Raw genomic sequence first — 13347 nt, 5'->3', positions numbered from 1 at the left:
TACCGGAGCATGCGGATAGACGTGACCCAAGGAAAAACAGAATAGATGCGCAACGAACCTGAGCGCCTGAGTAGTACTGGTGACGAGATTGACCTTTTTGAGCTGATCGAGGGACTGTGGAAGCAGAAGGTGTTGATCATCGTGACGACCGTGGTCGTGACGGCGATTGCGGTGGCGTATGCGTTTCTGGCCAAGCCTGTGTATGAGGCGAAGGTTTTTGTGCAACCCCCGACTCAAAATGATGTCTCCCCGCTGAATTATGGTCGCGGCGGGAACACGGGTTTGAGCATGCTGACGGTGAAGGATGTCTATGACATTTATCTGCGGAATCTTCAGTCGGAGTCGTTGCGCAGAGAATTCTTCCGGAGCGTCTATCTGCCTAGCCTGCCTGAGGATGAGCGTGGTGGGTCGCAGGATGAATTGTACGGTCGGTTCCAGGATGTCCTTTCGCTTGGTGTCGCTGCCAAGGAAACACCTAATCGTTTCTTCGTAAAGGCTAACGTATCCGATCCCCAGCAAGCTGCCGAATGGGTTGTCCGTTATCTGGAAATGGCGGGCCGTCGTGGGCGAGCAGAGGTGGTCAGGGACGTAAAGGCTGACGCCACGATCAAGGCTAACAACTTGGAGCAGCAGATCAACGCCGCGCTGGAAAGCGCACGGAAACAGCGCGAAGACCAGATTATCCAGCTGACAGAAGCGTTGCGTGTAGCCAAATCCATTGGCCTTGAGAAGCCACCGATCATCTCGAACACCTTGTCGAGTGAGGTCTCGGCTGGCATGGACGGTTCTCTGATGTACATGCGGGGTAGCAAGGCTCTGGAGGCCGAAATTGACAACCTTCGTAAGCGTACGTCAGATGATGCGTTCGTAAAGAATTTGCGGCAACGGCAAGAGGCGTTGGCGTTTTATCGTACGTTGCAGATTGATCCCGGCGTAATCCAGGTTTACAGACAGGATGGTGCAATTGAGTCGCCCGATAAGCCGGTTGAGCCAAAGAAAACAATTCTTATTATCATTGGTGTGTTTTTTGGATTTTCCTTTGGTGTAGCATTAGCATTTGCACATTTCTTGTTGATACGTTCTCGGAGGCGTTGAAAGATGGCCGTCCTGCGAAGATGAGTCGCTTCGATGGCCATCTGCTGGTATCTCGCATCGTTAGCTGTCACAATGATATCCTTTCGTCCGCCTAGGACAGGGATGTTCGATAAGCTGGTATGGCATATAGGCCATAGTGGTGAGTGGTCGCACCTGTCAGGCGAATGAGTCTTTGGACTGACTGGCAGGCAAGATTGTGACTAGCATTAACTCGGTACCGAAAATCATCAATCACGATGAAATAGATTTATTAATAATCTTGCGGTCAATTTGGCAGCAAAAGCTTCTTATAAGTGCTATTACCTTTGGTGGCATCATTCTAGCAGCCCTGTATATCTTCAATGTTACACCGGATTACGAGGTGAGCACCTTATTGCGGCCTGCCGCGATAAACGATTTAGATGAAATTAATCGTTCTAAAGTATATGCGCTTCCACCAAACGAAGCGTTAAAGCGAGTTGGCGCTGCTCTTGACTCATATGATACCCGTTTAGGCTATTTCCGTTCCAATCCTCAGCTTCAAGCGGCCTTTTCTACTGATGGACGGACTCAGGAGCAGGCCTTTGAAGAGTTTAATTTTAAAGCTTTGAAATTAATTCAGCCTGACCCTAGCAAAAGTAACGCTTTAAAGCCCTACATTGGTTTGGAAATGCGTTATCCAAAAGGTTTGGATGGTAAAACCGCTTTGAATGGTCTGGTTCAATATGCTATCGAGAGTGAAAGACAAAAGGTATCTCAAGATCTCAAAGTTATTGTAAGTAATCGAATTAGAGAAGTTGATGCTAACTTGGATTCTGCTCGAGTTGATTACTTTGCTAATAAAGATTCAAGGATCGCAGAATTGGCTGAGGAGGATAACTTAAAAATAGCTCAGCTGAAAGATGAATTGCGGGCGTTGCGTTTGCAGTTGAAGCTGCGTAGAGAAAACAGAATATCACAACTAAACGAAGCAATCATGATTGCACGTTCCTTGGGGCTGAAAAAGCCTTCAACGCCATCTAGCATGGGCCAGTCGGACGTGGAAACGACGGGTAATGTTTTCCGGACGGAAGTCATAAACCAACAAATGCCGTTGTACTTTATGGGAACAGATGCATTAGAAGCTGAGAAGAGTGCACTTCGCAAGAGGGTTTCTGATGATTTTGCCGACCCACGAATAGCTGCCATTCGAAAAGAGCTTCTTCTTTTAGAAAACAATCGTAACATTGAAATGTTGCGCAGCCGAGATAACGAGGACCTTTTCTTAAAAGGTATCGAGCCGCTGCGGGCAGAACGTGCCCGGTTAAATTCGATTTCTACGGATTTAAGTAATGTTCAATTAGTCAGCATAGATCGGTATGCGGTAGAGCCTCATTCTGCGGTCTGGCCTAATAAGAAGCTGATTTTTGTTATTGCACTAATTTTGGGAATAATTGTCGGCATATTTGTAGCTTTTTTACGCTGCATGATTAGTTTTTCGCAGCACGGCAACCACATTTCTCAAATTCAAGGTGTACCAGTCATAGAAAATAAAGGTTAATAAGTTTTTGAAGGTGGGAGGGCTGATAACATCAGGCCTCCCATTAGTCTGAATTGCAACTGGCCGCTATGGACTAGAAGATGTATTCTTCTAACTTTCGATTACGGACCTATTTCTAAGTTGTAGTAGATAATATTGAGCTGAGATATGCTAAAGCTTAGATCATTAAAATTACTTTCTTTTTTGTGGCTTGGGTCCCTGGCAGGAGCCGGAATGGCCTTTTTAACTCAGGTAATAATTGCGCGTTTTTTAGATGTAGCGCAATTTGGGAGTTTTTCATCAGCTTTAGCTACCGTAACTCTCGTGGCTCCGTTAGCAGGGATCGGTGTCCCCGCACTTTGGTTGAAAGTTTTCGGGGGAGAAGGCTGGCAAGCAGTAAGATGGGTTCGCCCATCTTTTATATTTGTAGTTATAAGTACGTCTATTGTGGTTCTCGGATTATATGTCTGGGGGGCTCTGCACCATAATTCTAATAAACATCTCTTGATGGTGCTGTCAGTATTCATTATTGGGCAAATATGCAGCGACTTGGTTAGCAGTAAATTACAATTGGAGGAGCACTTTTCTAAACTAGCTCTTTGGCAGATATTTCCGCACCTCGCTAGGTTTACTTTGGTCTGCCTTGTTTTCCTTGTTTTAGATAAAAATGTTGCACCCATTCAAGTTGGTATTATCTACGCGTTCGTATCAATTCTCTGCATTTCAATGAGTATAAAGTCACTTATTGGAATCTCGCGAGGCAGGCTTGATTTGAAAGGGCATGTCCAAAAAAGCGAAATCTATGATATTTCCCCAACTTGGAAAATGGTTGCAAGTCAGTCTTGGCCTTTTGGAGTTGGCGCGTTTGCGCATCTGATTTATTTCCAAAGTGACATTATTTTATTAAACTATTTGGTCGGAAATGAAGCCGCGGGCAGCTATAACGTTGCTTTCACAGTGATGACAGCCGTTTATCTATTCCCGAGTGTTTTATATCAAAAATATTTGTTGCCAAAAATCCACCGATGGTCAGCGAACGATAGAGGAAAATTTTATTTAGTCTATCGAAAAGGCAATATGCTCATGCTGTTGTTTGGGGCGGGTGCCATGGTCTTTATTTGGCTAATAAGCGAGCCTTTAATTCTCTTGGTCTTCGGAGAGGCTTATCGTGAGTCAATTCATCTTTTACGGATACTGGCAGTTTCTGCACCTTTAATATCTATTGCGCTCAGTGCTGGCGCAACGCTAGTTACAAGTCAGAATATTCGGATTAAAGTTAAATATATGTTGGCTGTGGCGGTATTTAATCTTATTTTGAACTTTATTGTAATCCCGACTTGGGGTAATATAGGTGCTGCCTATACAACATTGTTAAGCAATCTATTGCTATTAATTTTGTATTTATATGGAGCGGAACGAAAGGTGTTCGGGGAGACTCATAATGAACGGTGAATCATTTGGCCTAGGTTTTGAACAGCTGCATGATTTTCTGCAGGCACAAGCGATACCATTCAAGCGCGACTTTATTTTGAAATACGAGACTTATTTCAAGAGAGGAGGAGTCGCTGCGTTTTATGTTGCCCCCTCATCCATAGAACAATTGAAAACTCTTCTTAAATTTTTTAAAAAAAATGATGTTAAATGGAAGCTCATTGGGCTTTCGACGAATGTCATTTTTTTTGATGATTTAAGTTATGGGGTCATAGTTACAGTAAAAAATTTGACGGGTATCTTTGTAAATGGGTGCACATTCGATTTGGAATGTGGCTATTCACTTCAAGATTTTGTACGAGTTGCCTTGATTAATGGTAAGGGTGGCGTCGAAGGTTTGGAAGGGGTGCCTGGAACCTTAGGTGGTGCGATTTTTATGAACGCGGGGGCATATGGTTATACGATTTCGGATCGTCTAGTCACCGTGGATGTAATAACGCCAGAGGGAGAGATGGTTACCCTTACGAAAGAAGAGTGTGATTTCAATAACCGTTCATCATTTTTTAAAAAGCACCCAGATCACATAATAGCTTCCGCGAAGTTTGAGTTGGTTCCCGTGGATCATTTAGTATCTGCAAAAAAGATTGAAACCTATCATATAGCTAGACATAGCTATCAGGAGTTTGCCTATCCCAATTTGGGTAGTATGTTCTCAGTTAGAGGTGATTTTTATAAAGAATTTTTTAATGGCTCTAGGTTATTCTACCTTTTATGCGTTGCGTTTAAACTTGTTTTGAAAAATCCGATTTCAAAATTCATTCAACGAAAGCGCCCTCATAATAAAGTATTTAATAACCTGGCAATTCCATTTCTAGGAAATGAATACCCTGCCTATACGCCATCAGTTAAATCCATGAATATACTCATAAATGATGGCACCACGACCACGGAAGATATTCTTTGCTATATAGCCTTAGTGCGAAAGCATCTTAATCCTAGCACTCCAATTGAAAACGAAATTATCAAATCACCAGTGAATCAGACAACAGATAGCGCAAAAAAAATCTTTACAAGCATTGCTGAAAAGGGGCTATAACTTGAAAATTGCTCTGATTACTATTCATTGGGCTAATAATTATGGTGCGGCTCTGCAAGTATACGCATGCGCCCAGAGCTTGAGCAGATTCGGCCAGGTTTCGGTGATCGATTATCGCTGTGAGTATACTAGTAAGGGTATGCAGCTTTTTAGATTCGGCTGGGGTATAAGGGATCTGCTGCGTCTGGGTAAAGATCTTTTGCGCATATTTCCACGTTATAGGGTAATCAAAAAGTTTTCGGAATTTAACGCAAAAAATCTTTCGGTAACTAGGATTATTCGAACAGATGAAGATTTTAAAAAGTTGGTTTCGGATTTTGATGTGTTTGTATCGGGAAGCGATCAAATTTGGAATCCAAAAATAGTTAGTGACCTGGGGCGCTTAGACGGAAGATTTTTTCTGGACTTTGCACAAGATAAAAAACGTATCTCTTATGCTTCCAGCATGGGGACCTACAAATACTCTCCTCAGGAAATAAAGTCTGTCGCTAGCTATCTAAATAAATATCAATTTATTTCGGTTCGCGAGAGTGATACCGCGGTTACTTTGCAGGAAATACTAGGGCGTTCCGTCGAGCATGTACTAGATCCGACACTTTTGATGAATAAAAGCGAATGGTTATCAGGGTGTTCAAAAAAAACTGAAAATAGATCCGGGTATATTCTTATATACGCTTTAAAAAAAGATAAGCTTCTTAAAGAAGTCGTTGAAAAAACGTCTTCGTTATTGGGTTTGAAAGTTTATTCAATTGATCAAGACCCAGTAATAAACTATCGCTGCGATCGTCATATGATGGATGTAGGGCCCGACGAATTTGTTGAGTTATTTTCCAATGCTAGCTTTGTCATCACAAACTCTTTTCATGGTACAGCGTTTTCTGTTAATTTAAATATACCTTTTATTGTAACAACTCCTCCTACAGGTATAAATAGAATAAACAGTCTCCTTAAATCTGTAGGGTTGGAAGATAGAATTATTGGCCATTATGATGAACAAGCTCTAAATAGAAATATTAAAGATATTGATTTTAGTGATTCTAATAAGCGCCTGGACGACTTACGGAAAAAATCTTTTGAGTTTCTTGAGGGGGCACTAAAAGATGCTTGAGTCACAAAAAGATGTAGTTGTAAGTAAACTGAGAAGCCCTCATTTTACTATATCATTATTACTTCTTTTTGCTCTACCTAACCTACTATTTGTATCTATGGGATTCACTTCGCTCGCTCCAGGTTTATTGCTTGCATGTACGGCTATTTTGTTAGTTAATTTTCGAGATCTTTTTAAGTTTCGCTTTTCTACTAACGGCTTTTTAATGTTTTTCGCGATGTTTGTTTGTGCTTTTATTTTTGGTGCCCATATATACTTAAGTTCTGGTGAAAATAAATCTCTTATATCGCTATTGTTTTTCTTTGTGATTGCTGTTTCTGTAGTGCTTGGTAATTCTGTAATAAATGTCGGGTTTTATGCGTTTAATAGAACTCTAGTATTTGTGTTGACACTTCTGTTGATTCTCGGATGGGTAAAGCTTTTTTGGCAGCCTGATTTTTTAAGATATGGTGAATATAGTAAACCTGTATTTCCTTTTTCTGAGGAAAGTCATTATTCATTGTTTTTAGGTATGATAGCCTGCGGAGTAATTGTTAATCTTAGCGCTATTGCTAGCGCTATATTAATTGTAAATATGCTTGCCCTAGCGATCCTAATGCCAAACTTAACTCTTTTGGTCTTTGTTTGCATGTGTTCATTGCTGTTGCTATTAAGAGTTAGGTTGATTTATTTTTGGGTAGTGTTAATTGTTGTCGCATCCATTTTAGGATTTTTCTTTTATTTTGTCTTGTTAGATAATGAATATTTTAAAAGTAGGCTGGATTTTTCAGGCTCCGAAAATTTGACGGCCTTAGTTTTTTTACAGGGTTGGGCTTTGGCATATGCAAACTTTACGGGGACTTTTGGGTTAGGGCTTGGCTTCCAAATGCTCGGTTCAAGCTATACATTCCTGCCAGAAATTTCCGAAGTTATTTATCGTCATGCGGGTCAATATTTTAACGTAGCTGACGCTGGATTCCTCGCAGCTAAACTTATTGCCGAACTTGGAGTTCTAGGCCTGTTGCTTTCTGCGGCTTACTTGGTTTTGTTGGTTCGAGTGATTTTTGTTATAAATCATTGGAGCAGGCGATCAAAAAAAATGAGGGGTACCGATTGTTTGCTTGCCAAAAAATACGTTGCAGCAAGTGCATTGGTTTTTGGATTTTTGGTGGAGTTTTTTTTCCGGGGTCTGGGGTACTTTTCACCCGGTGTTTTTTTGTTTCTTTTTGCATTTACTATATATTTAAAAAGCAAAGCGTTGCTTCGTGAGATTTGACGTTATGAATATTTTGATTTTTAATGATTATGCTTGTATTCAAGGTGGGGCAGCTCAAGTCGCGATAGCAAGCGCCAAAGGACTAGCTGATGCAGGCTATAACGTTCATTATATTTATGCGGTAGGCCCTGCAGCAGAAGAACTGTATCATCCAAATATTAAACTTTTGGATTTGCGTCAATACGATCTCCTTTCTCATCCAAGTAAGGCAAAGGCAGCAGTAGTTGGTGTATGGAATACGCAAGTTTCTGAGTTGTTAAATGATTTTTTAGAGGGGTTTGAACCGCAAGACACAGTTGCTCACTTTCATACCTGGGTTAAGTCACTTACAAGTAGCGCTGTTGTTGCAGTTCGGAAAAAAAATATACCTATAGTTTTGACCTTGCATGATTACTTCACGGCTTGCCCAAATGGCGGCTTTTATAATTATAATGCGTCATCTGTTTGTAAACTTGATGCAATGTCAATAGCATGCCTGGGGAGTAACTGTGACTCTAGGAGTTATGCGCAAAAATTATGGCGTTTTGCGAGACAAATTGTGACGAATAAGTCGGGTGTACCAAGCGCTATCACCGATTTTATTTATGTTTCCCATTTTAGTCTTGAAATTCTAAAACAATATCTACCAACTAATTCTAGTTATTGGCACATACCCAATCCGATCGATATTGAAAAGCAGTCTCAAGCCAAGCCAAGTGAGTCTGATGTTTTCACTTATATAGGCCGTTTTTCGCCAGAGAAAGGCGCCCAGCTATTTGCATTGGCTGCTCAAAACCTAGGCATTCGGGCTAGATTTGTTGGAGGAGGGGAGCTCATTCAACAGCTACAAGAAATCAACCCTACCGCAGAATTTACTGGTTGGTTAAATCGGGATGCGATTCCGAAAGTAGTACGAAATTCTAGAGCTATAGTGTTTCCATCTTACTTGTATGAAACCCAAGGAATGGTAGTCGCTGAGGCTGCTGCATTAGGTATTCCTTGCATTGTCTCTGATGCCTGCGCAGGTAAAGATTATATAATTGATGGAAAAACTGGAATATTGTTTGAGTCCGGTGACGTGTCTGCTTTAGAGGATGCAATTGTAAAAATCGCTAATTCTCCCGAATTGGCTGATCAGATGGGGCAGGCATCCTATACGAGCTACTGGGAAAAGCCGCCTACGCTTGAGCGCCATGTTAGCGATTTAGTGAACTGCTATAATGCAATATTGGCACGAAATTATACTGAATAAAGGTGGAGTAAGGTTAATATGCGTGTGGCATGTATTGTTCCTACGTATAATGGCGTTTCGGATTTTTCAAGATTGCTCGATTCATTGGAGCAGCAAAATTATAACTTTGACCTGTATGTTGTCGACTCAAACTCTTCAGATGGAACCAAAGAGCTCGCCGAAATTAGAGTCGAAAATTTGTTGGTGATACAAAGCAGTGAGTTTAATCACGGCGGCACCCGGCAAAGAATGGTTTCTGCTTTGCCGGATTATGATTTTTATGTATTCCTTACTCAGGATGCGTATTTAGAAGATTCTGACGCGATAAAAAACATAATAGCTCCCTTTGTGGATCCAAGCGTAGGGGCTGTTTGTGGTCGACAACTTCCGCATTATGATGCGAATTTGCTATCACAACATGCTCGTTTATTTAACTACCCTTCGGAATCAATATTAAAGTCTTTAGCTGATGTGCCTAGGCTTGGTATAAAGACACCCTTTATGTCTAACTCATTTTCTGCTTATCGGGCTCAAGCTTTATCAGACGCCGGAGGCTTTCCTGATCATGTGATCTTGTCAGAAGATATGTATGTTGGAGCTAAAATGTTGCAGGCGGGCTGGAAAGTCTATTATGCCGGAAATGCAGTTTGTAGACACTCCCATAATTACACTCTAAAAGAAGAATTTTCACGATACTTTGACCAGGGTGTTTTTCATTCTAGGGAGAAATGGATTTCTGACGCGTTTGGCGGGGCCTCTGGTGAAGGGTTGCGTTTTGTAAAGTCTGAGTTAAAGTTTCTTGGTTTGAAAAAAATTTACTTTTGGCCTGTAGCAGTTTTACGTAACGCCGTGAAGCTACTTGGATTTAAGCTGGGTAAAAACGAAAGCAAATTTCCGGTAAAACTCTCCAAAAGACTGAGCATGCATAAGCGTTATTGGGATAGCCAAAATTAAAATGTTATGTATATGCTGCTCGGGTTAGGTGTTCGGACCCGGAATGAGTTGCTACGGATTGATAGTGAATAGCTCTGGTTTTTATCTAGACTTTACAGAACACCTTAAAGGATTTTCGCCACCGCAAACCCTTGTGCGGAAGTAACTACACCACCTGACGTAGAAATTCAACGCCATTACGTTTGATCGCGGAGTCGAAGACCGCAACGTAAGTGAACTTCGTTACGCGATCAATTGCCACGAACAGGTACTGCTTGCCGCTCTCAAGACGCAGCCGAATTATCGATGTGCAGATAGCCCCATCTCCGCTTCGAATTTGCTGCGTTTGGTTACGTTGCCGTTTTTTGGGAGCTTGGCTGATCCCGTAGCGTAGCAGACAGTGGCCTATGGCGTGCGGCTCAGCTATGAAAAGTATTCATGAAGTGGCTCAGCATGTTGTCCAGAGGCATCATCGTGCGTCGATGGCACTCGATCACCATCGCCTCAGAGACTCTCAGTTTGGCACTACATGGCTTGCAGGTTCCACCAGGCATCCTGCGTAGTGGTGCGTGATCGCCATTGGATACCGGTCTTCACGCTCAGTCGGTAGCGGGCGACTGGCTTTCAATTCGACTCTTCCGAAGCTTGGAGCTCGGCTCGGATTCGCAGGGCCATTCAGACTGAGCCACGAATACGTCCTTCCAAAATGCCGCCAGAGGGCGTTCAGGAAGCACTATGATTCTCTGGGACTGAACACCTCCGCGATGGATTGGTCAATCCAAATCGCAAGATTTCCCGCCGTCGCTCCCGCTGGGGTATCCTATACAAGACATTGAGCATACTTCTTTGCTATAACGGCATTTTTTGTCCACTTAGGTGCTGTGGAAATGACGGTTTTTCTGGTAGGTTCCCAGGGCTCAGCTATTTTGCATGCCGCAGTGGATGCTTACCGGATAGGTTTTGGAAGCATTCGGTTACGGTTGCAGCTGTGAAGGGCAGCCTTGTGAATTTCTACTATCGCGTTTCGTTGGAGTCTTTGTAAAGGATATGCAAGCTATTCCTCGTTATCAACCAACTTTTGCTGAGCGCTATCCTGTGCCTTTTTTTGTGGCGCTTTTGGATTTCTTCATTGTCCTCGTGGCTGGATTTCTGGCGCACTATTACCGATTCGGTAACCTTGATATGGGTGGCCGTTACAATAATGCGACTGTACTAACAGCTATTGTGGTCGTACTTTGCCTAGGGGTTGGAGGAGTATATGGGTCTCAGCGGGGCTATGCGTTTTTACGCCAGTTTAGTGTGCTGTTAGCGGGTTGGCTTGCGGCGGCAGGAATTATGCTTTCTATAACCTTTTTCTTAAAAGTCTCCGAAAACTACTCAAGGATCTGGTTCAGTAGCATGCTTGTTACGGGGGGGGGACTTAGCTTGCTGCTTCGAGTGATGGTTTTCTTGCTGCTTCGAAGATTGCGAGCTTCGGGGATGAATTTGAAAACTGTTTTGCTCGTTGATTCCGGTGGTAGTTCTGCGAGCCAGTTGAGCAGTGGCAAAAATCTCGATGAGTATGGTTTTAAGGTTATTCACAGCGTGCCATTTAATTTGGACGAGGACTGGTTGCAGAGTTTGGTCGCCAAGGTCGATGAACTGGGAGTTCATGAGGTTTGGCTGTGTTTGCCACTAAGCGAAGGTGGTGGTATTCGTTCAATTATGTATGCGCTGCGCCATCATACTGTGGCTGTACGGTTTATTCCAGAGTGGGATGACATACCTCTACTCAATCATAAAGTTAGTCATATAGCGGGTTTTTATTCTCTTGATTTGAGCTGTAGCCCCATGGATGGCCCTCCTCGATTGCTGAAGCGGCTGGAGGACCTAGTGCTGGGGGTTGTGATTTCTTTATTAATAGCTCCCGTTTGTTTGTTAATCGCAATTGCTATTAAGTTAACATCTGCAGGTCCGGTATTGTTTAAGCAGTATCGTACAGGTATCAACGGAAAGAGCTTTAAGGTTTATAAGTTCCGCTCTATGGTCGTGCATCGTGAAAGCGCTGGTAGTGTAACCCAGGCAACAAAAAATGATACACGAATCACGCGGGTAGGGGCGTTTCTTCGGCGAACAAGTCTTGATGAACTGCCGCAGTTTTTCAATGTCTTGCAAGGCCGTATGTCTATTGTCGGTCCGCGTCCACATGCATTATCTCATAATGAGTATTATAAAGATCTAGTAGAGTCTTATATGCAGCGGCATAAGGTCAAGCCCGGTATTACTGGTTGGGCCCAGGTTAGCGGCTACCGCGGCGAAACTGATACGTTGGAGAAGATGCAAAAGCGGGTTGAGTATGACCTTTGGTATATTGATAATTGGTCGCTTTGGCTGGATTTGAAAATAATATTTATGACCATATTTAAAGGGTTTATAAATAAAAACGCATATTGAAATGTGGCGTAAGGCAATAAATATGTTTAGCAGTTTTGTCGCGTTGAAAGCGGGGGGCAAATGGTCAAGGGTAATGCTTTGGGCCTTGGCTGTGGGGCTTTTTGTTCAAATTAGCGGTAAAGTGTGGCTCGCCTCAGGCAGTGGTCGTAATGCTCAGGTCTATCTGTGGTTGTTGTTGCCAGCACTGATTTTTTCGCTATATAAAATTCTTGCTCGAAGTGGCTCAAGGCCTAACCTACAATACCTTCCTTGGGTAATTTTTCTTGGCTGGGGAGCGCTGAGTACGTTATGGGCTACGGGGGGCGAGACTGATAGCTTATCGCTGGCGAAGCGAGGACTTTTTATTGGCCTCTATTTGGTAGCCATTCAGTTACTATTGAATCGTAGCGAAGAATTGTTACGTCGTGCGCTATTTGCTGGCATTTTCGTTGTGTTTCTTGGTGCCCTGGCTAGTTTGATTTATCAGTATGGTATCTTAGGTAAACCAATCGGGTATCGGGCGTTCCGGATATACCGGATGGAAATCGGTAATTTCGTAAACTACGGCTGGCCGGTAGCAGCGGGCATTTTTAATGGCGCTATCGCTGTTTGGGCGATGGGGATGGTGTTGGATAAGCGCACCGGTACTAAAGGTGCTTTGCTTTGGTTGATGGTTTTTGGCATTTTAGCGCTTTATGTAATAATGACGGGAACCCGAGGCGCATGGTTTGCGCTGTTAGGGGGCAGTGTGTTGTCCGTGATTATGCATAAATCCAGACGCGGTATGTGGGCTATCGGGATTTGCTTGCTGGTGGTTGCAGGTATTTCGATATTGCTATGGGATCAAATAATTATTGAGGTTGAAAAGCGCCAATTATCGGGGCGCGGGCCAATTTGGGCTTACTATTTCCAGGTCATGTCTGGGCATTGGTTGTTCGGGCAGGGGTTAGGTACTCCGTTTGCTTATCTGTGGCCTAATGGGAAAATAGTCTCCCCACACGCGCACAGCCTCTACCTGCAACAAGTTTACGACAGTGGCTTAGTTTCACTTCTCTTGATGCTCACAGGCTTATTAGGGCTGTTTTTCAAGGCTTGGAGCATGCGCGATAACCCATGGGTACGCCTAGCATTCCCCGCTCTAGTTTTTGCTCTAATTGCAATGTTGACTGATGTCGAGCGAATCTATACACGACCAGGTGATTATTGGACAGTATTCTGGCTGCCTGTGGCAATATTGTTGGCAGTGCCAAAGTCTCGCCCGAGGTCAGAGCAGATTACCTGATCCCTAGTTTGTCTTGGAGACTAATTA

10 protein-coding genes are annotated in these 13347 nt (G+C 43.1%); all 10 read left to right on the top strand.

Annotation, left to right across the window (positions count from 1 at the left end; all coding sequences use genetic code 11):
- Positions 1–45 precede the first annotated feature (45 nt).
- The 10 genes from ACNFG0_RS16005 (at position 46) to ACNFG0_RS15960 (ending at position 13320) form a co-directional block, all read left to right on the top strand.
- Positions 46–1095 (top strand): LPS O-antigen chain length determinant protein WzzB, encoded by a 1050-nt coding sequence (locus ACNFG0_RS16005; protein ID WP_416765577.1) that lies wholly within the window; start codon positions 46–48, stop codon positions 1093–1095.
- 196 nt (positions 1096–1291) lie between these two features.
- Positions 1292–2614, top strand: coding sequence for a Wzz/FepE/Etk N-terminal domain-containing protein (locus ACNFG0_RS16000; protein WP_416765576.1), 1323 nt, complete (start codon positions 1292–1294; stop codon positions 2612–2614).
- Positions 2615–2761: 147 nt separating this feature from the next.
- The gene (locus ACNFG0_RS15995; protein WP_416765575.1) at positions 2762–4045 is read left to right on the top strand and encodes a flippase; all 1284 of its coding nucleotides are present in this window, start codon (positions 2762–2764) and stop codon (positions 4043–4045) included.
- Complete coding sequence (locus tag ACNFG0_RS15990) at positions 4035–5120, top strand: UDP-N-acetylmuramate dehydrogenase (protein ID WP_416765573.1); 1086 nt, start codon at positions 4035–4037, stop codon at positions 5118–5120. Before ACNFG0_RS15995 ends, ACNFG0_RS15990 begins: the two co-directional genes overlap by 11 nt.
- 1 nt (position 5121) lies before the next feature.
- Positions 5122–6228, top strand: coding sequence for a polysaccharide pyruvyl transferase family protein (locus ACNFG0_RS15985; protein WP_416765572.1), 1107 nt, complete (start codon positions 5122–5124; stop codon positions 6226–6228).
- On the top strand, positions 6221–7483 hold the full coding sequence (locus tag ACNFG0_RS15980) for a hypothetical protein (RefSeq protein ID WP_416765571.1): 1263 nt from the start codon (positions 6221–6223) through the stop codon (positions 7481–7483). The genes ACNFG0_RS15985 and ACNFG0_RS15980 overlap by 8 nt, the downstream gene beginning before the upstream one ends.
- A 4-nt stretch (positions 7484–7487) precedes the next feature.
- Positions 7488–8714 carry a glycosyltransferase family 4 protein gene (locus tag ACNFG0_RS15975; RefSeq protein WP_416765570.1) on the top strand — a complete coding sequence of 409 codons (1227 nt, stop codon included), beginning with the start codon at positions 7488–7490 and terminating at the stop codon, positions 8712–8714.
- Positions 8715–8732: 18 nt separating this feature from the next.
- Entirely contained in the window at positions 8733–9647 is a 915-nt protein-coding gene (locus tag ACNFG0_RS15970; RefSeq protein WP_416765569.1) for a glycosyltransferase, read from the top strand.
- A gap of 1026 nt (positions 9648–10673) precedes the next feature.
- Positions 10674–12059, top strand: coding sequence for an undecaprenyl-phosphate glucose phosphotransferase (locus tag ACNFG0_RS15965; RefSeq protein WP_416765567.1), 1386 nt, complete (start codon positions 10674–10676; stop codon positions 12057–12059).
- A 22-nt stretch (positions 12060–12081) separates the two neighbouring features.
- Positions 12082–13320, top strand: a complete 1239-nt coding sequence (locus ACNFG0_RS15960) for an O-antigen ligase family protein (protein ID WP_416765565.1) — start codon at positions 12082–12084, stop codon at positions 13318–13320.
- The last annotated feature ends 27 nt before the right edge of the window (positions 13321–13347 follow it).

The sequence above is a fragment of the Pseudomonas sp. NY15372 genome (assembly GCF_048068215.1).
GTDB classification, from domain to species: domain Bacteria; phylum Pseudomonadota; class Gammaproteobacteria; order Pseudomonadales; family Pseudomonadaceae; genus Aquipseudomonas; species Aquipseudomonas guariconensis_A.
The sequence above is the reverse complement of the archived record's forward strand: the minus strand, read 5'-3'. Positions and strand labels throughout refer to the sequence as shown.

Coding starts and splice junctions, on each gene's coding strand:
- ACNFG0_RS15990 (WP_416765573.1), top strand. CDS start 4,035: ATGAACGGTGAATCATTTGGCCTAGGTTTTGAACAGCTGCATGATTTT.
- ACNFG0_RS15995 (WP_416765575.1), top strand. CDS start 2,762: ATGCTAAAGCTTAGATCATTAAAATTACTTTCTTTTTTGTGGCTTGGG.
- ACNFG0_RS16005 (WP_416765577.1), top strand. CDS start 46: ATGCGCAACGAACCTGAGCGCCTGAGTAGTACTGGTGACGAGATTGAC.
- ACNFG0_RS15970 (WP_416765569.1), top strand. CDS start 8,733: ATGCGTGTGGCATGTATTGTTCCTACGTATAATGGCGTTTCGGATTTT.
- ACNFG0_RS15960 (WP_416765565.1), top strand. CDS start 12,082: ATGTTTAGCAGTTTTGTCGCGTTGAAAGCGGGGGGCAAATGGTCAAGG.
- ACNFG0_RS15975 (WP_416765570.1), top strand. CDS start 7,488: ATGAATATTTTGATTTTTAATGATTATGCTTGTATTCAAGGTGGGGCA.
- ACNFG0_RS15965 (WP_416765567.1), top strand. CDS start 10,674: ATGCAAGCTATTCCTCGTTATCAACCAACTTTTGCTGAGCGCTATCCT.
- ACNFG0_RS15980 (WP_416765571.1), top strand. CDS start 6,221: ATGCTTGAGTCACAAAAAGATGTAGTTGTAAGTAAACTGAGAAGCCCT.